Origin of the sequence: Streptomyces sp. NPDC050161 (assembly GCF_044460025.1) — a bacterium.
Lineage (GTDB): Bacteria > Actinomycetota > Actinomycetes > Streptomycetales > Streptomycetaceae > Streptomyces.
The window spans coordinates 1-19,188 of the sequence record NZ_JBITJM010000028.1 but is presented as its reverse complement, the minus strand read 5'-3'; the positions used below and the strand labels follow the sequence as shown (position 1 = coordinate 19,188).

14 protein-coding genes and 1 tRNA gene are annotated in these 19,188 nt (G+C 70.5%); 9 read left to right on the top strand and 6 right to left on the bottom strand.

All coding sequences use genetic code 11. From position 1 onward, the window contains the following. Positions 1-13 precede the first annotated feature (13 nt). A complete protein-coding gene (locus tag ACIBK8_RS32030) occupies positions 14-481 on the bottom strand; it encodes a RidA family protein (protein ID WP_399045781.1) in 468 nt (155 codons plus the stop codon). Next, the gene (locus ACIBK8_RS32025) at positions 478-636 is read right to left on the bottom strand and encodes a DUF4177 domain-containing protein (protein ID WP_107050307.1); all 159 of its coding nucleotides are present in this window, start codon (positions 634-636) and stop codon (positions 478-480) included. The genes ACIBK8_RS32030 and ACIBK8_RS32025 overlap by 4 nt, the downstream gene beginning before the upstream one ends. A gap of 152 nt (positions 637-788) precedes the next feature. On the opposite strand from ACIBK8_RS32025, the gene ACIBK8_RS32020 reads away from it, so the two are divergent. Next, positions 789-1,817 carry an ArsA-related P-loop ATPase gene (locus tag ACIBK8_RS32020; protein ID WP_399045779.1) on the top strand — a complete coding sequence of 343 codons (1,029 nt, stop codon included), beginning with the start codon at positions 789-791 and terminating at the stop codon, positions 1,815-1,817. Further along, positions 1,814-3,247: an ArsA family ATPase gene (locus tag ACIBK8_RS32015; RefSeq protein ID WP_399045777.1), complete on the top strand. Its 1,434-nt coding sequence runs from the start codon at positions 1,814-1,816 to the stop codon at positions 3,245-3,247. Before ACIBK8_RS32020 ends, ACIBK8_RS32015 begins: the two co-directional genes overlap by 4 nt. A 229-nt stretch (positions 3,248-3,476) precedes the next feature. On the opposite strand, the gene ACIBK8_RS32010 is transcribed toward ACIBK8_RS32015, so the two are convergent. Then, positions 3,477-3,818, bottom strand: a complete 342-nt coding sequence (locus ACIBK8_RS32010; protein ID WP_393686679.1) for a WhiB family transcriptional regulator — start codon at positions 3,816-3,818, stop codon at positions 3,477-3,479. A gap of 394 nt (positions 3,819-4,212) precedes the next feature. Between ACIBK8_RS32010 and ACIBK8_RS32005 the strand changes: the two genes are divergently transcribed. Further along, on the top strand, positions 4,213-6,408 hold the full coding sequence (locus ACIBK8_RS32005) for a transglycosylase domain-containing protein (protein ID WP_399045776.1): 2,196 nt from the start codon (positions 4,213-4,215) through the stop codon (positions 6,406-6,408). Between the two features lie 169 nt (positions 6,409-6,577). Here the strand turns inward: ACIBK8_RS32005 and ACIBK8_RS32000 are convergent, their stop codons facing one another. After that, positions 6,578-7,042 carry a GatB/YqeY domain-containing protein gene (locus ACIBK8_RS32000; protein WP_399045774.1) on the bottom strand — a complete coding sequence of 155 codons (465 nt, stop codon included), beginning with the start codon at positions 7,040-7,042 and terminating at the stop codon, positions 6,578-6,580. Between the two features lie 143 nt (positions 7,043-7,185). On the opposite strand from ACIBK8_RS32000, the gene ACIBK8_RS31995 reads away from it, so the two are divergent. The 3 genes from ACIBK8_RS31995 (at position 7,186) to ACIBK8_RS31985 (ending at position 13,063) form a co-directional block, all read left to right on the top strand. Continuing rightward, positions 7,186-8,112 carry a metallophosphoesterase gene (locus tag ACIBK8_RS31995; RefSeq protein WP_399045772.1) on the top strand — a complete coding sequence of 309 codons (927 nt, stop codon included), beginning with the start codon at positions 7,186-7,188 and terminating at the stop codon, positions 8,110-8,112. 209 nt (positions 8,113-8,321) lie between these two features. Beyond that, a tRNA-Pro gene (locus ACIBK8_RS31990) sits at positions 8,322-8,395 on the top strand. 669 nt (positions 8,396-9,064) lie between these two features. Next, on the top strand, positions 9,065-13,063 hold the full coding sequence (locus tag ACIBK8_RS31985; protein ID WP_399045771.1) for an AAA family ATPase: 3,999 nt from the start codon (positions 9,065-9,067) through the stop codon (positions 13,061-13,063). Between the two features lie 538 nt (positions 13,064-13,601). Here ACIBK8_RS31985 and ACIBK8_RS31980 read toward each other — a convergent pair. Then, entirely contained in the window at positions 13,602-14,021 is a 420-nt protein-coding gene (locus ACIBK8_RS31980) for a molybdopterin-binding protein (RefSeq protein WP_399045769.1), read from the bottom strand. A gap of 242 nt (positions 14,022-14,263) precedes the next feature. Between ACIBK8_RS31980 and ACIBK8_RS31975 the strand changes: the two genes are divergently transcribed. Together ACIBK8_RS31975 and ACIBK8_RS31970 are read left to right on the top strand one after the other, a co-directional pair. Next, the gene (locus ACIBK8_RS31975) at positions 14,264-14,929 is read left to right on the top strand and encodes an O-methyltransferase (RefSeq protein ID WP_399045767.1); all 666 of its coding nucleotides are present in this window, start codon (positions 14,264-14,266) and stop codon (positions 14,927-14,929) included. Between the two features lie 194 nt (positions 14,930-15,123). After that, positions 15,124-15,930 (top strand): alpha/beta fold hydrolase, encoded by an 807-nt coding sequence (locus ACIBK8_RS31970; protein ID WP_399045765.1) that lies wholly within the window; start codon positions 15,124-15,126, stop codon positions 15,928-15,930. A 135-nt stretch (positions 15,931-16,065) separates the two neighbouring features. Here the strand turns inward: ACIBK8_RS31970 and ACIBK8_RS31965 are convergent, their stop codons facing one another. Beyond that, positions 16,066-16,899, bottom strand: a complete 834-nt coding sequence (locus tag ACIBK8_RS31965; protein WP_399045764.1) for a class I SAM-dependent methyltransferase — start codon at positions 16,897-16,899, stop codon at positions 16,066-16,068. Positions 16,900-17,100: 201 nt separating this feature from the next. On the opposite strand from ACIBK8_RS31965, the gene ACIBK8_RS31960 reads away from it, so the two are divergent. Continuing rightward, positions 17,101-18,957: a S9 family peptidase gene (locus ACIBK8_RS31960; RefSeq protein WP_399045826.1), complete on the top strand. Its 1,857-nt coding sequence runs from the start codon at positions 17,101-17,103 to the stop codon at positions 18,955-18,957. Positions 18,958-19,188: the final 231 nt, after the last annotated feature.

Here is a 19,188-nt window from a genome sequence, read left to right as displayed (position 1 = left end):
CCGCCCCGGCGGGTCACTGCTCCGCGATCTCGACCTGGATCTCGACCTCGACCGGCGCATCGACGGGCAGGACCGCCACGCCGACCGCGGACCGGGCGTGCACGCCCTTGTCACCGAGGACCGCGCCCAGCAGCTCGCTGGCGCCGTTCACGACACCAGGCTGTCCGGTGAAGTCCGGCGCGGACGCGACGAACCCGACGACCTTGACGACGCGCTCGATCCTGTCCAGATCACCGATCACGGACTTCACCGCGGCCAGTGCGTTGAGCGCACAGGTGGCGGCCAGTTCCGCGGCGGCCTCCGGGGTGACCTCCGCGCCGACCTTGCCGGTGGCCGGCAGCGCGCCGTCCACCATGGGCAGCTGGCCGGAGGTGAAGACGTAGCGGCCCGAGCGCACCGCGGGCTGGTACGTGGCCAGCGGGGGCACGACCTCCGGCAGCTTCAGGCCCAGCTCCGCGATCTTGTCCTCTACGGCGCTCACGCCTTCTCCCGCTTCAGGTAGGCCACGAGCTGGTCGGGGTTGTTCGGGCCCGGAACGACCTGGACGAGCTCCCAGCCGTCCTCGCCCCAGGTGTCCAGAATCTGCTTCGTCGCGTGTACGAGAAGCGGCACGGTAGCGTATTCCCACTTGGTCATGGGCCGAGCGTAATGCCTGCCCGCGCCCGCCGCGGACGGCGCCCGCCCGCCCCCGCAGGGCGGGCCCCGGGCGACCCGTAGGGCACATCCCCGACGCAGACCAGGGGCCGTCCCGTGCGTAGCCCGCGCGCGGACTGGTTAGGCTCCTTGACGTGAGCAGGCTCCATGTCGTCAGCGGCAAGGGCGGCACCGGCAAGACCACGGTCGCCGCTGCCCTCGCCCTCGCCCTGGCCACCGAGGGACGCCGTACCCTCCTGGTCGAGGTCGAGGGCAGACAGGGCATTGCCCAGGTGTTCGAGACCGAAGCGCTCCCTTACGAGGAGCGCAAGATCGCCGTGGCACCGGGCCCGGACGGCGCGTCGGCCGCCGACTCCGTCAGGGGCGGTGGCGGAAGACGGGCGGGCGAGGTGCACGCCCTCGCCATCGACGCCGAGCGCGCCCTCCTGGACTACCTCCAGATGTTCTACAAACTCGGCAGCGCGGGCCGCGCCCTCAAGAAACTCGGCGCGATCGACTTCGCCACCACCATCGCCCCGGGCCTGCGGGACGTCCTGCTGACCGGCAAGGCATGCGAAGCGGTGCGCCGCAAGGACAAGCACGGCGCGTACGTCTACGACGCCGTCGTGATGGACGCACCACCCACCGGCCGCATCACCCGCTTCCTGAACGTCAACGACGAGGTCGCGGGCCTGGCGAAGATGGGCCCGATCCACAATCAGGCGCAGGCCGTGATGCGGGTGCTCAAGTCCCCCGAGACCGCGGTGCATCTGGTGACCCTCCTGGAGGAGATGCCGGTCCAGGAGACCGCGGACGGCATCGCCGAGCTGCGGGCCGCCGGCCTCCCCGTGGGCGGCATCGTCATCAACATGACCCGCCCCGCCGTGCTGGACACCGAGGACCTCGACATCGCCGCCCGCAGCGCCCGGACGGGCGTGGCCAAGGCGCTCTCCCAGGCAGGTCTGGGCGGCGCCCGCCGCGGCGGCCTGGCCGAGCGGCTGATCGACCCGCTTCTGGAGCAGGCCCGCGAGCACGCGGAACGGGTCGACCTGGAGCGCGCCCAGCACGCCGAGCTGACCGCGATCGGCCTGCCCACCTACGAGTTGGAGCTGCTCCCCGAGGGAGTGGACCTCGCCGGCCTCTACCGCCTGGCGAGGGACCTGCGGAAACAGGGGCCCATATGACCGCCGACGACTCGACGCTGGACGCCTCCGCCCCGTGGCTCGAGGTCGACGCGCTGATCGACGATCCGCGCACCCGCATCGTGGTGTGCTGCGGTTCCGGGGGCGTCGGCAAGACCACGACGGCCGCCGCCCTGGGCGTACGGGCGGCCGAGCGTGGCCGCAAGGCCGTCGTCCTGACCATCGACCCGGCCAGGCGGCTCGCGCAGTCGATGGGCATCTCCGAACTGGACAACGTCCCCCGCCAGGTCAAGGGTGTCGACGACGCGGCAGGCGGCGAACTGCACGCGATGATGCTCGACATGAAGCGCACCTTCGACGAGATCGTCGAGGGGCACGCGGACGCGGAGCGGGCCCGCGCCATCCTGGAGAACCCCTTCTACCAGTCCCTGTCGGCCGGTTTCGCGGGCACGCAGGAGTACATGGCCATGGAGAAGCTCGGCCAGCTCCGCGCCCGCGACGAGTGGGATCTGATCATCGTCGACACCCCGCCCAGCCGCTCCGCGCTCGACTTCCTGGACGCGCCCAAGCGCCTCGGGTCCTTCCTGGACGGCAAGTTCATCAGGGTGCTGATGGCACCGGCGAAGGTCGGCGGCCGGGCCGGAATGAAGTTCCTCAATGTCGGTATGTCGATGATGACCGGCACGCTCAGCAAGCTGATGGGCGGCCAACTGCTGCGCGACGTGCAGACGTTCGTGGCCGCGATGGACACCATGTTCGGCGGCTTCCGCACCCGCGCGGACGCCACGTACCGGCTGCTCCAGGCGCCCGGCACGGCCTTCCTCGTGGTGGCCGCGCCGGAGCGGGACGCGCTGCGCGAGGCGGCGTACTTCGTCGAACGGCTGGCGGCCGAGCAGATGCCGCTGGCGGGTCTCGTCCTGAACAGGGTGCACGGCAGCGGCGCTTCCCGGCTGAGCGCCGAGCGGGCGCTCGCCGCGGCGGAGACGCTGACCGACCAGGCGGCGGAGGAGGCCGAGACGGCGGCCGAGGAGCGCGCCGCGGCCCAGGAAGCGGAAGCCGGTGCGGAAGCGGGCACCACGCCGGACACCGATCCGGACCCTGCCACGGACCCCGTCGCGGAAGCCGCCGAAAATCTTGAGCGGAACGGCATTGTGGATCACGACGGCGGGAAGAATGGATCACGTACCGCCGACGGCCACTCCCCCACCGCCCCGGCGGCGCACCCAGCACCACCCACGGCTTCGGCGGCTCAACTCGCCGCCGGGCTGCTGCGGTTGCACGCGGAGCGCATGCAGGTCCTCGCGCGCGAACGGCGGACGCGAGACCGTTTCACCGCATTGCACCCCGAAGTCCCCGTGACGGAGGTCGCCGCGCTGCCCGGCGACGTCCACGACCTGGCCGGCCTGCGCGCGATCGGCGCACGCCTCGCCCTCGACCCCACCGACGGCGACATACCCCCCGAGCAACCCTGACCACCCGCAGAAGCCCCGAACGTCATACGCGCCGCGCGGAAAGGCCGCCCCGCCTGCGCCCACACCACCGCGCACGCCCGGCTCCGCGCATACGCCGGCACACCCCGGGCCCAGGTCCCGGCCCACGGGCATGCACCACTGCGCCGACGCGAACGACGGCATCCGGAGTGGCCAATTCCACTCCGTATCCAGCGCGTTGGCGGCGCTCCGAGGTCCCGCTGCTGACCGGCTAACCGGCCGCCGCGTACTCGTCGAAGTCCTCGCCCTCGCAGCCCATGGGCAGAATCCCCGTGCTGCGCTCGTATTCCGTACGCGCCGTCTCCAGAAGGCGGCGCCACGACGTCACGGTCGGCCGGCGGCGCAGCAGCGCCCGGCGTTCGCGCTCGGTCATTCCGCCCCACACGCCGAACTCCACGCGGTTGTCCAGCGCATCGGCCAAGCACTCCGTACGCACCGGACACCCGGTGCACACAGCCTTGGCGCGGTTCTGCGCCGCTCCTTGGACGAACAGTTCATCCGGATCGGTCGTGCGGCATGCTGCCTGTGCGTTCCAGTCGGTTACCCAGCTCATGCTGGCGCCGTCCTCTCCCGAATCGAGGCTCCCCCACGGCGGCAATCGGCATATTCACCGTTGCCAGTTGAGGACGTTACGGAAGGTGGGCAGGGCGCAACACCCCCTTCGGGCCCAATCTTGAATGGCCCGAACGGACTATGCGTATACGGCAGATCACCCAACGGAGTGAGCGGACGACATACGTCGCTTTTCTCGCAAGCCAGGACAGTTCACCGTGAGCAAACCGGAATTCCCGTGACACGAGCGGATGTTCAGGCCACGGCCCACGCGCCGACCGAACGGGAGAGGAGGGGGGCGCGCCGGGGCGGAACGGTTCCGCTGTGGCAGATGGGAAACAGCGTAGGCGAACAGTTGCGCCCCTGTCCGGCGATTGAGAACGTAGGGTGCCCTCATGGGTAAGAAGCGCGACGGCGGGGGTCTGACCAAGACCCAGCAGGCCGCTAAGTTCCTGGGTGTCAGCGTGCTGGCGGGCGCCGTCCTGGCGGGTATCGCCCTTCCCGCCGCCGGAGCGATCGGCCTCGCGGCCAAGGGATCGGTCGAGGGATTCGACGACATCCCCTCGGACCTCAAGGCCCCGCCGCTCAGCCAGCGGACCATCATCCAGGACGCGAACGGCGGCGAGATCGCCAAGGTCTACAGCCGCGACCGCACCGTGGTCGACCTCAAGGACATGTCGCCGTACGTCCAGAAGGCGATCGTCGCGATCGAGGACGCGCGCTTCTACCAGCACGGCGCGATCGACATGAAGGGCATTCTGCGCGCGGTCAACAAGAACGCCCAGTCCGGCGGCGTCTCCGAGGGCGCATCGACGCTGACCCAGCAGTACGTGAAGAACGTCTTCATCGAGGAGGCGGGCAACGACCCGGACAAGGTCGCCCAGGCCACGCAGCAGACGATCGGCCGCAAGGTCAAGGAACTCAAGTACGCGATCCAGGTGGAGGAGGAGCTCGGCAAGCGCAAGATCTTGCAGAACTACCTCAACATCACCTTCTTCGGGCAGCAGGCGTACGGCGTCGAGGCCGCCAGCCAGCGCTACTTCAGCAAGCACGCCAAGGACCTGAACCTCGAAGAGTCCGCGCTGCTGGCCGGCATCGTCCAGTCGCCGACCCGCTACGACCCGGTCAACGACACCGCGGAGGCCACCCGGCGGCGGAACACCGTGCTGCAGCGGATGGCCGACCTGAAGGACGTCACCCAGGCAGAGGCCGACGCCGCCGCCAAGCGGCCGATCAAGCTGGCCGTCAGCCGTCCCAAGAACGGCTGCATCACCGCGGCGGACGGCGCCGGCTTCTTCTGCGACTACGTCCGCGAGGTCTTCCTCAACGACAAGACCTTCGGGAAGTCCCACAAGGACCGGCTCAAGCGCTGGAACGAAGGCGGCATGACGATCCGCACGACGCTCGACCCGCAGACCCAGCGGTCGGTCCAGGCGTCGATGAAGAAGCACGTCTACGACGACGACCCGGTCGCCAGCGCCGCGACCATCGTCGAGCCGGGCAGCGGCAAGATCCTCGGCATGGGCCAGTCCCGCCCCTACGGGTTCGGCAAGAACGAGACGGTGATGAACCTCTCCGTCAACCACGACATGGGCGGCGGGGCCGGCTACCAGCCCGGTTCGACGTTCAAGCCGGTGGTGGCCGCAGCCGCGCTGGACCAGGGCATCAGCCCGTACCAGGAGTACTCGTCGCCGTACCGGATGCAGTACCCGAGCCCGGTCCAGACCTGCAACGGTGAATGGCAGGGCAGCGACAAGACGCAGAACGAGAACAAGTCCGAAGTCGGCCCGTACGCCATGAAGGAGGCGACCGCGAAGTCGGTCAACACCTACTTCGTGCAGCTGATCAGCGACATGGGTGTCTGCCCCGCGGTCAAGATGGCGGAGAAGATGGGCATCCAGCGGGCGGACGGCAAGCAGCTCCAAGAGGTGCCGTCGATGACGCTGGGCGTCCAGGAGATGTCGCCGCTGACCATGGCCGGCGCCTACGCCGCCTTCGCCAACGGCGGGAACTACTGCACCCCGATCGCCATCGCGTCGATCACCGACCCCACGGGCAAGTCGCTGCCGGTCCCGAAGAGCAGCTGCGGGCGCGCGATGTCGGACCGGACCGCGAAGACGATCAACACCCTCCTCAAGGGCGTCGTCGAGGACGGCACCGGCAAGGAGGCCGGACTCGACGGCCGGGACAGCGCCGGCAAGACCGGCACCAGCGACAGCCGCTACGCCGCCTGGTTCGTCGGCTACACCCCGAACGCGGCGGGCGCGGTCTGGGTCGGCGACCCGATGCACAAGCGCAAGATGTTCAACATCAGCATCGGCGGCAACTACCACGCCAAGGTCTACGGCGCCGATACTCCAGGACCCATCTGGCGCGACGCGATGTCCGGTGCCCTGGCCAACAAGCCCGCGCCCGCCCTGCCGACCGTCTCGATAGACGACCCCGACGAGGACAAGGGCCACGGCAACGACGACGGCAAGGGCAAGGGCAAGCCGAAGCACAAGCCGAAGCCGCCCCCCGGCGGCAACAAGCCCGGTGGCGGCTGGCACTTCCCCGACATACTGGGCGGCCACAACGGCGGCGCCTGGTGACGACGCCACCGGCGTAACGGCACCGGCCCGGCCCGGCGCGGGCAGGTACGTACACCGCGCACCGCCGTAACAACGCCAAAGGGGCGCCCTCCGCGCGGAGGGCGCCCCTTTACGTGGGACGGGGCTCTATCCGATCACCTGCGCCGGGCCGCCTGCCCCCGGCCGCCGCTCACTCCGCCAGCAGCTTCTTCACCACGGCCGCGACCCGGCCGCCGTCCGCCCGGCCTGCCACCTTCGGGTTCACGATCTTCATGACGGCGCCCATGGCGCGCGGCCCCTCGGCACCGGAGCCCACGGCCTCCGCCACCGCCGCGGCCACCAGGCTCTCCAGCTCGTCGTCGGACAGCGGCTTGGGCAGGTAGTCGGCGAGCACCTCGCCCTCGGCCCGCTCGCGCTCGGCGGACTCGGCGCGTCCGCCCTTGTCGAACGCCTCCGCCGCCTCGCGGCGCTTCTTCGCCTCCCGGGCGATGATCTTCTCGACCTCGCCGTCGGACAGTGCGCGTGCCTCGGTGCCCGCGACCTCTTCCTTCTGGATCGCGGTCAGCGTGAGCCGGAGGGTGGAGGAGCGCAGCTCATCGCGCGCCTTGATCGCGACGGTGAGGTCGTCCTGGAGCTTGGACTTGAGCGTGGTCATGCCGTCGAGTATGCCCGTACCCACCGACAACCACCGCGCCTTTTCCCTCCGAATCCCCTCCGGACACCGGGGAACTCCCCCGCCCGCCCCCGTCGTTCTTCCTCCGTACGCCTCCCGCCCGTCACTCTGCAACGATGGGAAGCATGCGCGCGCGATACGGAGTACCCCTGTCCCTGACCGCACTCGGCGCGGCCGGCCTGGCCTACGCCGCCGGCTTCGAGGTCCGCTCGTTCCGTCTGCGGCGCGTCACCGTGCCCGTACTGCCCCGCGGCATGCGGCCGTTGCGCGTCCTGCAGGTCTCCGACATCCACATGGTCAGCGGCCAGCGCAAGAAGCAGCGCTGGCTGCAGTCGCTCGCCGGGCTGCGCCCCGACTTCGTGATCAACACCGGGGACAACCTCTCCGACCCCGAGGGCGTCCCGGAGGCCCTGGACGCCCTCGGCCCGCTGATGGAGTTCCCCGGCGCCTACGTCTTCGGCTCCAACGACTACTACGGCCCCAAGCTGCGCAACCCGGCCCGCTACCTGACCGAGAAGGTGCAGGGCCGGCACGGCCTCAACGGCAACGCCCCCGCGGTCGGCGTCGTCCACAACCCGTGGGAGGACCTGCGCGACGCCTTCGACGCGGCCGGCTGGGTCGGCCTGTCCAACACCCGCGGGCGCCTCAAGCTGGAGGGCGCCGAGATCGCCCTGACCGGCCTCGACGACCCGCACATCAAGCGGGACCGCTACGCCGAGGTGGCCGGCGGCCCGGAGTCGGGCGCCGATCTTTCCCTGGCCGTCGTCCACGCCCCGTACCTGCGCTCCCTGGACGCCTTCGCCGCCGACGGCTACCCGCTGATCCTGGCCGGCCACACCCACGGCGGACAGCTCTGCATCCCCTTCTACGGGGCGCTGGTCACCAACTGCGACATCGACACCGGCCGCGTGAAGGGCCTCTCCACCCACACCGCGGGCGCCCACACCTCGTTCCTCCACGTCTCCGCAGGCTGCGGCACCAACCGCTACACCCCCGTCCGCTTCGCCTGCCCCCCCGAGGCCACCCTCCTCACCCTCACGCCCCGGGACTGACATCCGCACCACCCGCGTCATCCGCACCACTTCAGAGCGCCGGCCACCGCCCACCCCGGGCAGGCCGACGTTCCCCGTTCCACGGCATCCCCCCCCGCGCCCGCCCTCTCTGCCCGGCAAACAGGAGCCCTTCCGTCCCCCCTCCTCCCCTCCCCCGGAACCGGATTTCGCCTACGGGGATCAGTCCGCTAAAGTAGAGCTCGTTGCTTCGGGGTGTAGCGCAGCTTGGCAGCGCGCTTCGTTCGGGACGAAGAGGTCGTGGGTTCAAATCCCGCCACCCCGACTGAGAAGTAGCAGGTCAGGCCCGGTTTTCGGAAACGGAAACCGGGCCTGATGCGTTTCCGGGGCGAATGGGGAGCGCATCTCGGGATCCGGTGCACCGGGTGCCGTTCGTTGACGCCCCTTCAGGGCTCGCTCTGCGTTTGCCGGGTGCGATGTCAGAGGTGATCCGCGCCACAAGGACTGGTGCCCTCAGGCCACCCGACGAGCCCGCCCGCCCCGGGCCGTGTTCGTGGCCCGGGGCGGGCGGCGGGAGAAACGCCGCGCCATTCGCCACCGGTCCCTCCCCTCGTGGGGACCGGTGCCGAACGGCGCGGGCGGCGGGCCGCGTCGTGCCGGTGCGGATCCGGCAAGGGCCGGACCCGTGGTCGACGCGGCGGTGGTCCGGATCGGACCGGCTCCGGAGATCTCTTGCGCTCGTGCGCCGAGACCGTCGCCACGTGCTCGTGGCTCCGGCGGAGGTGACCGAGAACATGCCGCAAGAGTTGTCTCTCCGAGCAATGAGCTGGTGGCCTGTCCGGGCAACGCCCGGCTGGTGCGCCGCTGCATCGTGATCCTGCCAGCTGCGGCTCCCGCATAGGAGGTTCCGGCTTCGGGTAGACGGCTTAACCACAGGTCAGACAGCTAGGGTGAGTTTTCCGGTCCGGATGTCAGAGCGCGGGGGAAGTAAGGGGTGGAGACCTTGAGTTCCGACTCAGGGGCACGCACAGCCTTCGCGGAGCGCCTTGCGCTGCTGTACAAGGAGGCCGGCAACCCTCCCCTCAAGAAGGTGGCCGAGGCGGTCGTCAGGCTGCAGCGGGTCGATGAGCGAGGGCGGCCCGTGCGGGTGTCCGTGCAGCGGATCAGCGACTGGCGGCGGGCCAAGAACGTGCCCGCGCAGTTCGCCGCGCTCGCCGCGGTGCTGCACATTCTGATCCCCCAGGCGCGGCGCCTGCGGCCCGCCCCGGTGTCCGCCGGTCTGTACGACCTCGCCCAGTGGCAGCGTCTGTGGGAGCGAGCGGTCGCCGACCCGGTGGGCGACCGCGCCGCGGCGTCCGCCCAGGAGGAGGAGCGCGACCCGGCCGACCCCGTGACGGTCTCCGGTGTCTGCCCGTACCGGGGGCTGGCTTCGTACCGTCAGCACGACACCCGGTGGTTCTTCGGCCGGGAGCGGAGCACGGATGCCCTTGTGGCTCAGCTCCGCGCGGCGGAGGAGACGGGCGGTCTGGTCATGCTCGTGGGCGCCTCGGGGGCGGGAAAGTCCTCCCTGCTGAACGCCGGCCTGGTGCCCGCGTTGCAGAAGGGGGCGCTGGGTGGCGAGAGCGGCAAGGAGAGGGAGGTGCTGCAGCTCGTGCCGGGGGCCGCGCCGCTCGCGGAGCTGACCCGCCGGATTCCCGAGCTGGCACGCGTCGTCGCCGCCGCGGACGACACCGGCGCCGCGCACTTCACGCGTGCGGTGCGGGAAGCCGTCACGGCATGGGCGCACCGCGAAACGGCCTCCGCCGCCCGTCCGGTCGTGATCGTGGATCAGTTCGAGGAGGCGTTCACCCTCTGCTCGGACGAGGCGACCAGGCGCACGTTCATCCAGCTCCTGCACGCCGCGTGCACGCCGGCCGACCCCGCCGGCCCGGCCCCCGTGCTCGTCATCGTCGGCATACGCGCCGACTTCTACGAGCAGTGCCTGGGGTATCCCGAACTGGCCGACGCGCTGCAGCACCGGCACATGGTGCTCGGGCCGCTGACCACCACGGAGCTGCGCGAGGTGGTGACGGGACCGGCCAAGGCCGTGGGCCTGGAACTCGAACCGGGGCTCGCGGAACTGATCGTCCGGGAGGTGAGCGCCGACGGTGCCAACGGGGCGCACGACTCCGGCGTGCTGCCGCTCCTGTCCCACGCCCTGCTCGCCACCTGGCAGCGGCGGAAGGCGGGCAGGCTGACGCTGTCCGGCTACCGCGCGGCGGGCGGCATCCAGGGCGCGGTGGCGGCGACCGCCGAACGGGCCTGGTCCGGCCTCGATCCGACGGCGCGGACGGCCGCGCGGCTGCTGCTCCTCCGGCTGGTCAGGCTGGGCGAGGACACCCAGGCCACCCGTAGGCGGGGGACGCGGCGTCAGCTCGCGGACGAGTCGACGGATCCGAACAAAACGGAGGAATCACTCGAAGCGCTGGTCCACGCCCGCCTGGTGACGCTCGACTCGGAAGCCGTCGAGATCACCCATGAAGCTCTGCTGCACGCCTGGCCGCGCCTGCGCGAGTGGATCGACGAGGACCGGAACGACAACCTGCTGCGCCAGCGGCTGGAGGAGGACGGCAGGGCCTGGGAGGGCTCGGACCGCGATACCTCGCTGCTCTACCGGGGTTCGCGTCTGGAGCAGGCCCGCGACTGGGCGAAGTCCGCCGGTGACACCTATCTGACCCGCAGTGCGGTGGAATTCCTGGCCGCTTCGGTCAGGCTGCGCAAGCGCACGGTCTGGATCAGCCGTGGTGCGGTGGCGGCGCTGGTCGTCATGGCGATGCTGGCCGCCGGTTCCGCGGTGATCGCGTGGAAGCAGCGGGACGCCACCGTCTTCCAGCAGGTGCTCGCCGAAGCCGATCGCGCCCAGTACACGGACCCCTCCTTGTCGGCTCAGCTCGACCTGGTGGCGCACCACTTGCGGCCCGAGGACGAGGGCACGAACAACCGGCTGATCTCGATGGTGAACGCCCCGCTGGCCACACCGCTCCTGGGCCACAGCGGCGCCGTCTACCTCACCTCGTTCAGCCCGGACGGGAAGATCCTGGCCACCGCCAGCTACGACCGGACCGTCCGGCTGTGGAACGTGGCGGACCCGACGCATCCCAAGCCCCTGGGCACTCCCCTCACCGGCCACACGAGCTGGGTGAGCAGCGCCGTCTTCAGCCCGGACGGGCACACGCTCGCCAGCGCTTCGGACGACGGCACGGTCCGGCTGTGGAACGTGCGGGATCCCCGCCATCCGCGGCTGCTCGGCACCCCCCTGGCCGGCCATCACGGCACGACCTACCTGCTGGCCTTCAGCCGCGACGGGCGCACCCTGGCAACCGCCAACGAGGATCACACCGTTCGCCTGTGGGACATCCGCGACCTGCGCCGGCCCACGTCGCTCGGCGCCCTGACCGGCCACACCGCAGCCGTACGCTCCGTGGCGTTCAGCCCCGACGGGCGGACGCTGGCTGCCGGGGGCGACGACCACTCGATCCGCCTGTGGGACCTGGCCGATCCGCGTCATCCGGCGCCGGTCGGCAAGGTGTTGACCGGCCACACCGGAACGGTGCATTCCGTGGCCTTCAGCCCTGACAGCCGCACGCTCGCCAGTGGCGGCGCCGACAACACCATCCGGCTGTGGAACGTGTCCGAACCACGTCACGCGGCGCCGCTCGGCGCGCCGCTCACCGGGCACACCGGACCCCTGTGGTCCGTGGCCTTCAGCCCCGACGGAAACATGCTCGCCGCCGGCAGCGCGGACAGCACGGCGAGCCTGTGGAACGTCAGCGACCCGGCATACCCGTCGCAGGTCGGCGAGCCCCTCGCGGGCGGCAGCGGCGAGATGTACGCGGTGGGCTTCAGCCCGGACGGGCGGACCCTCGCCACCGGGAGCGGCGACAGCAAGGTCCGCCTGTGGTCGATACCGACGTCGAACATGGTCGGCAACATCGGGGCGTTCCGCCCGGACGGACGGGTGCTCGCCACGGCTGCCCGCGACGAACGGGTGCGGCTGTGGAACGTGCAGACCCCCAACCGGCCCGTGGTGCTGGGCAAGCCGTTCCTGCCCGCGAAGGGCGACGTGCGTGCGCTGGAGTTCTCCCCCGACGGCCACACGCTCGCGGTGCTGACGGGAAGCCATGCCGTGCAGCTGTGGAACGTCGCCGACCCGGCCCGGCCCGTCCCCCACGGACCGCCCGTCGCGCTGCGGACGCGCTTCGCGGGCCCCGGTGCGCTGGCGTTCAGCCCGGACGGGCGCACGCTGGCAACCGCCTATGACGACAACACGATCCAGTTGTGGAACGGCCGTGACCCGTCCCGCCTCCGTCCGCTCGGCGCACCGCTCACCGGCCACAAGGGCTACGTCAACTCCCTCTCCTTCAGCCCGGACGGGCACACCCTCGCCAGCGGCAGCGCAGACGCCACCGTCCGGCTCTGGAACACCGTCGACCCACGTCACGCCACCCTGCGAGGCGCGCCGCTGAGGGGACACCTGGGCCCCGTCAACGCGCTCGTCTACAGTCCGGACGGCCACACGCTGGCCAGCGGCAGTGACGACGACACCGTCCGACTCTGGAACACCACCGACCCCGCCGATGCGACCCCGCTGGGCGCTCCCCTCACGGGCCACACCCAGGCGGTCGTGTCGCTGACGTTCAGCAAGGACGGCCGGACCCTGGCGAGCGGCGGCAACGACAACACCGTCCGGTTCTGGAACGTCGCGTTCCCCGCCAGTGCCGATCCCATAGGCCAATCGACGAGCCCCAACGCCAAGGCGGGCAATTTCTTGTCGTTCAGCCCGCAGACCCACATGCTCGGGGTGTCGAGCGGCGCCGGCACCGTCCGGCTGTGGGATCTGGACTCCGAGAAGGCCATTCGTCGCATTTGTTCGACCACCCGCGGCGTTCTGACGCCGGAAAAGTGGCGCGAGTATTTGCCGCAACTCTCGTACGACCCACCGTGCGACACGTAAGAAAGCCGAGGCCGGGGCGGCGGCACATGGCAGGGCGCCAGGCGGATGACCTCGATCGGCTCCGCGCCGCGATCGATTCTCCGATTCCCCTTGCCGGACACTTCACCTTCCCCTTGCCGGACGCCTCGCCGTGACTCCGATCACAACTCCGCGTGACAATTATGAAGTTGACTCCCGCTACGCAGACAGCCTTGCTAGTCTTGGCAGTAGCCCGATCGCTGGTGCATCCCCCGTCGCCAGCGATCGGGCCTTTTCATGCCCTGCGCAGCACGTGAACGGCCTGAGCGGGTGAGTGGGACGGGGTTCATCACGGCCCCCAGGATGCCGATTCCGACGCCCTGACTCCTCGCCGTACTCCCTTGACCTGACACGATCCCGCCATTCAGACGGCTGTCATCAGCCATCCACAACCGCGCATCCCATTTCGCGGCGCCTTAATACGGGTTCGCCGAGTCGTGGACTCATGGGTTCAAACCCCATACCCCCATGCAGAAACAAAGGATCAGCCCCGAATTTCCTTCAATGAGAAACTGAATGCTCAATCACCGGCAAGAGAAACCTCCGTCGATTTGATCAGCGCGACGACCGGGGAACCGACGGCGAGGCCCAGGTCGAGCATCGCGTCCCTGGTGATGACCGCGGTGAACTCCCCGCCCTCGATGTCCACCTTGACGCTCGCCATGGCGCCGCCCATCGAGGCGTCGGTGACGGTGCCGGGGATCCGGTTGCGGATGCTCAGCCCCTCGACCGGCCCGGTGGCGAGGGCGACTTCGGTGGACTTGACCAAGGTGCGCACGGGCGAGCCCGCGACGAGCCCCAGCTCCTGGACGGCTTCCAGGGTGATCGCGGCCGTGACACTCTGCCCGCCCACCAGCCGGACCGCGACCGTCGCCATGGCTTCACCAGGCGTGACGGACGTGACGACGCCGGGGATCTGATTGCGGATGCTCAGGCTCATGGGAACGCCTCGATCGATGGGGGTGGGGTGAAGCCGGGGTGGAATATGTCCGTTTTGGTTATTTTGACGCCCCTCCATCTTCACCACAGCCTCCCTCCGCCCGCAGCGTCGAGGGCGCGCAGCGGCCCCGGCGGCATCGCAGTCGCGCGACGACAGCCCCGGCGCTCCACAAATCCACTGACACGACCCACGGGCGCTGATATTTTCATTAGCGAAGCTAAATAGATGACGGAAGGGAACCCATGACCCAGCAGCAGTGGACTGCCGTCGACGACTACTTCACCGCCCTGCTCACGCCGCACGACGAGGTGCTCGACGCCGCGCTCCGCGCGAGCGACGCGGCCGGCCTCCCGCAGATCGCCGTCGCCCCGAACCAGGGGAAGCTGCTACAGCTCCTCGCCGAGATCCAGGGCGCCCGGCGCATCCTCGAAATCGGCACACTCGGCGGCTACAGCACCATCTGGCTCGGCAGGGCCCTTCCCGATGACGGGTATCTGCTCACCCTGGAGGCCAGCGCCGAGCACGCAGCGGTGGCGCGCGCCAACCTGGCCCGCGCCGAGCTGCCGCAGGCCGAGGTCCGCGTCGGCCCCGCACTCGACACCCTGACGCAGCTCGTGGGCGAGGACACCGAGCCGTTCGACCTGGTCTTCATCGACGCCGACAAGCCGAACAACCCGCACTACCTGGAGCGGGCCCTCCAACTCACCCGCCCCGGAAGCCTGATCGTCGGCGACAACGTCGTACGCGGGGGCGAGGTCATCGACTCCGACAGCAGCAACCCGACGATCCAGGGCGTACGCAGCTTCCTCGAACTCACCGCCGCACACCCGAAGTTGACTGCCACCGCGCTACAGACCGTGGGCAGCAAGGGGTACGACGGCTTTTCCTTGGCCCGCGTGACCGGCTAGCCGCCCGGGGGCCCGCCCCGGACGAGGCGGGTCGAACCTCGCCCGGGGCAGCCGCAGGGCGGGGTGGAGGGGGGCGGGAACACGGCAGTCCTCACCCCTCCCCCACCCCGGACGAGTGAATTATGTAGCGCTCGATAAAAAATATGCTACGGTTCATTTCATAACGTTCGCTACACAAACACGGGGGCTGTCTCATGTCTGAACTCGCACTGCCTGAACCGACCTTCGCCCGCACCGTCCGCGGCTCGGGCCCGGGGCTTCTGCTCGCCCATGGGGCCGGCGGAAGCATCGCGGCCAATTACGGCCCGATCCTCAACGGGCTCGCTGCCGAGCACACCGTCGTCGGCGTCGACTACCCCGGCACGGGCAACACGCCTCGCGCCACATCCCCGCTCTCTCTCGACGAGTTGGCCGACCAGGTCGTCGCCGCCGGCGTGGCCGAGGGTTTGGGTTCCTTCGCGGTGGCCGGTTACTCCGTGGGCACGGCCGTCGCCCTTCGCGCCGCGACCCGGCACCCCGAGCGGGTCGCGGCACTCCTCCTGACCGCGCCGTTCGCCCAACCGGATGCACGACTGCGCCTCTCCGCCAACCTCTGGCGAGATCTCCATGTCTCCGGTGACCACGCACAGTTGGCGTCTTTCCTCATTCTGGCGACGCTGAGCCCGTCGGCGCTGGAGGCGGTCCCCGCCAACGATCTGGGCGCCGTCCTGCATGCCGCAGCGCAGACCCTCCCACCGGGCACGGCCGAACACGCGGAGTTGACCGCTCGTATCGACGTCCGCGCGGACCTCGCTCGCGTCTCCGTTCCGACCCTCGTCGTCTCCACCACGGAAGACCTCCTGGTGAGCCCCGCTCTGCACCGCACGGTCGCCGCCGGCATCGCCGGCGCTGAGCTGGCCGAACTCGCCACCGGCCACCTGCCCTTCTCGGAACGACCCGACGAGTGGCTCCAGCTCATAGCGGCCTTCCTCCGCAAAACGGCACATCAGGACGGGAGTTGACGGTTCCGGGCAGGAATACCGGAGCACCCGAGGCACCCATTGCATCGATCCGGACAACTGGCCGGAGCAGTGCGTCAGATCAGCCGTGCAGCCGTGCAGCCATGCCGTGGCCGACGGCGGCGGGGGGGGCGGGCGTCACGCAGGGCGGGTGGCCTTCAGGGAGTACATGAGAGGCATACGGGGGCGGTCGGAGGGAGGACGGTAGAAGCCGTCGTCGCCGCGCTGGAGGGCCGCGAAGCGCTGGAACATCGTCATGTCGTGCTCGTGCAGGAAATCGATGCGCAGCCCGGCGGCGGCCACCGCGCTGACGACGTCACCCAGCGGGTGCTGCCACTCGACGCTGCGGTTGTTCACCGTGGGCGCGTCGAAGTCCGTGTAGGTGCCGGGGGTTTCCTCCACCCACGCGTCGCGGCTGAAGTAGTCGTACGTGAGGCGCGAACCCGTTTCTTCGTCCAGGGCATCGCACAGCGGGTGGAATTCGGCGAGGTAGAGGAAGCCTCCGGGGGCGACGAGCGAGGCTGCCGTTTCCGCCCATCGGACGATATCCGGCAGCCAGTTCAGGGCTCCGATCCCGGTGTAGACGATGTCGTAGGAGGAGTCCGGGACGGCCTCGGCGGCGTCGTAGACGTCGGCGGCCACGAACGACGCGCGGTCCGGGCCGTATCCGAGTTCGGCGGCGGTCTCGCGGGCGGCATCGATGGCTGGCTCGGAGAAGTCCAGGCCGACGACGTGGGCGGCGCCACGATGGGCCCACGAGAGGGTGTCCTGGCCGAAGTGGCACTGGAGATGCAGGAGGGTGCGGCCGGTCACGTCGCCGACCTCGGCCACCTCGAAATCGCGAAGGGTGTCCCGGCCGCGGCAGAACCCCTCGTGGTCGTAGTAGTCGCTCGCCCGGTGGATGGGAACGCGCTCGTCCCACATGGCGCGGTTGGCCTCACGCCAGTCTTCAGGACCCGTCTGTATCCCCATGCCGAGAAGTTATCCACAGGCGAACGCCCTCGCCAACGGAATTTTCGCGACCGGGCGCAGAATGGGGCCATGACTGACGAGACCACAGGCGCCGACCACGCCACCGACCCGACCGACCCGCAGAATCCCCGTGCGCCGCACGGCACCCGCGCGGTGTCCGCCCCTGCCGGATCCCGCACCGCCGATGTCACCGGATCCGGCATGCCGGACTGGGAGAAGCGGTTCCGTGCCCCGCGGGTCGGGCTGCCGGACTGGGCCGAGGACGCTCCGGACCGTTCCCTGTTCGTCTCCAACGCGACGGGCACCTTCGAGCTGTACGCATGGGACCGGGCGACCGGTGCGCAGCGCCAGGCCACCGACCGGCCGAACGGCACGACGGACGGCACGCTGTCTCCGGATGGCGAGTGGATCTGGTGGTTCTCCGACACCGACGGCGATGAATTCGGCGTCTGGATGCGGCAGCCGTTCGGCGGCGGCGCGGACGAGCCGGCCACGCCGGGGCTGGAAGCCTCGTACCCCGGGGGCCTGGCGATCGGGCGGGACGGATCCGCGGTGGTCGGCCGCTCCACCGACGAGGAGGGCTCGACGGTCCATGTGGTCCGGCCCGGGGAGCCGCCGCTGGAGATCTACCGTCACCACGAATCGGCGGGTGTCGGTGACCTCTCGCACGACGGCTCGCTCATCGCGATCGAGCACACCGAGCACGGCGATGCGATGCACTCCGCGATCCGTGTGGTGCGACCGGACGGTTCGACGGTCGCCGAGCTGGACGACACCAAGGGCGGCACCGAGGAGCTTGGCCTGTCGGTGATGGGTTTCGCGCCGGTCGACGGCGATGCCAGGCTGCTGGTCGGGCATCAGCGGCGGGGCCGCTGGGAGCCGATGATCTGGGATCCGCTGACCGGAGTGGAAACCGCGCTGGCCATCGATCTGCCCGGTGATGTCGGGGCCGACTGGTACCCGGACGGTTCGGCACTGCTGATCGAGCACGAGTACCAGGCGCGCAGTGAGCTGTGGCGATACGGCCTGACCGCTTCCGGAGTGGCCGGGGAGGCACCCGTATCCGGTGCCGCTGCCGTATCCGGTGCCGCTGCTGCGTCCGGTGCGGGCGAAGCAGGCGCTGAGGGGCCGCTGACGCGGGTCGAGACGCCGACGGGCACGGTGTCCGGCGCGACGGCCAGGCCGGACGGGGCCGTGGAGTTCCTGTGGTCGTCGGCCGCTCAGCCGCCGGAGGTCCGCTCGACGAGCGGGAAGGTCGTGCTCGACCCGCCCGGGATGAAGGCACCCGCGTCGGTGCCGGTGACGGACACCTGGGTGGAGGGCCCCGGCGGCCGTATCCACGCGCTGGTGCAGCGGCCGGCCGGCGAGGGCCCTTTCCCGACGGTGTTCGACATCCACGGTGGCCCGACCTGGCACGACAGCGATGCGTTCGCCTCGTCCCCGGCGGCCTGGGTGGACCACGGATTCGCGGTCGTCCGGGTCAACTACCGCGGTTCGACGGGCTACGGCCGTGCCTGGACGGACGCGCTCAAGCACCGCATCGGCCTGATCGAGCTGGAGGACATCGCCGCGGTGCGCGAGTGGGCCGTGTCCTCGGGCCTGGCGGACCCGGAGCGGCTGGTGCTGGCCGGCGGTTCGTGGGGCGGCTACCTGACGCTGCTGGGCCTCGGCGCACAGCCCGAGGCGTGGGCACTGGGCCTGGCCGCGGTGCCGGTGGCGGACTACGTGACGGCGTACAACGACGAGATGGAAGCGCTCAAGGCGATGGACCGGACGCTGCTGGGCGGCACTCCGGAAGAGGTGCCGGAGCGTTTCGAGGCGTCGTCGCCGCTGACGTACGTGGACGCGGTACGGGCGCCGGTCTACATCTCCGCCGGTGTCAACGACCCGAGGTGCCCGATCCGGCAGGTGGAGAACTACGTCGAGCGGCTGGAGCAGCGCAGCCACCCGCACGAGGTGTACCGCTACGACGCCGGGCACGGCTCCCTCGTCGTGGAGGAGCGCATCAAGCAGGTCCGCCTGGAGCTCGACTTCGCGCTGCGGTATCTGAAGGTCTGAGGCGGCGAGCCGCTGGTGATCAGCTGAGGGGGTGGGGCGGGGGGGGGGAGGGAGGGGGAGGGGCCCCCCCCCCCACCCCCCCCCCCCAACCCCCCCACCCCCCCCCCCCCCACACCCCCCCCCCCCCCCCCCCCCCCCCCCACCCCCCCCCCCCCCCCCCCCCCACCCCCCCCCCCCCCCCCACCCCCCACCCCCCCCCCCCCCCCCACCCCCCCCCCCCCCCCCCCGCCC

Excerpts from the sequence above, each read along its gene's own strand:
- ACIBK8_RS32025 (WP_107050307.1), bottom strand. The coding sequence starts at position 636 with ATGACCAAGTGGGAATACGCTACCGTGCCGCTTCTCGTACACGCGACG.
- ACIBK8_RS32015 (WP_399045777.1), top strand. The coding sequence starts at position 1,814 with ATGACCGCCGACGACTCGACGCTGGACGCCTCCGCCCCGTGGCTCGAG.
- ACIBK8_RS32010 (WP_393686679.1), bottom strand. The coding sequence starts at position 3,818 with ATGAGCTGGGTAACCGACTGGAACGCACAGGCAGCATGCCGCACGACC.
- ACIBK8_RS32005 (WP_399045776.1), top strand. The coding sequence starts at position 4,213 with ATGGGTAAGAAGCGCGACGGCGGGGGTCTGACCAAGACCCAGCAGGCC.
- ACIBK8_RS32000 (WP_399045774.1), bottom strand. The coding sequence starts at position 7,042 with ATGACCACGCTCAAGTCCAAGCTCCAGGACGACCTCACCGTCGCGATC.
- ACIBK8_RS31995 (WP_399045772.1), top strand. The coding sequence starts at position 7,186 with ATGCGCGCGCGATACGGAGTACCCCTGTCCCTGACCGCACTCGGCGCG.
- ACIBK8_RS31980 (WP_399045769.1), bottom strand. The coding sequence starts at position 14,021 with ATGAGCCTGAGCATCCGCAATCAGATCCCCGGCGTCGTCACGTCCGTC.
- ACIBK8_RS31975 (WP_399045767.1), top strand. The coding sequence starts at position 14,264 with ATGACCCAGCAGCAGTGGACTGCCGTCGACGACTACTTCACCGCCCTG.
- ACIBK8_RS31970 (WP_399045765.1), top strand. The coding sequence starts at position 15,124 with ATGTCTGAACTCGCACTGCCTGAACCGACCTTCGCCCGCACCGTCCGC.
- ACIBK8_RS31965 (WP_399045764.1), bottom strand. The coding sequence starts at position 16,899 with ATGGGGATACAGACGGGTCCTGAAGACTGGCGTGAGGCCAACCGCGCC.
- ACIBK8_RS31960 (WP_399045826.1), top strand. The coding sequence starts at position 17,101 with ATGCCGGACTGGGAGAAGCGGTTCCGTGCCCCGCGGGTCGGGCTGCCG.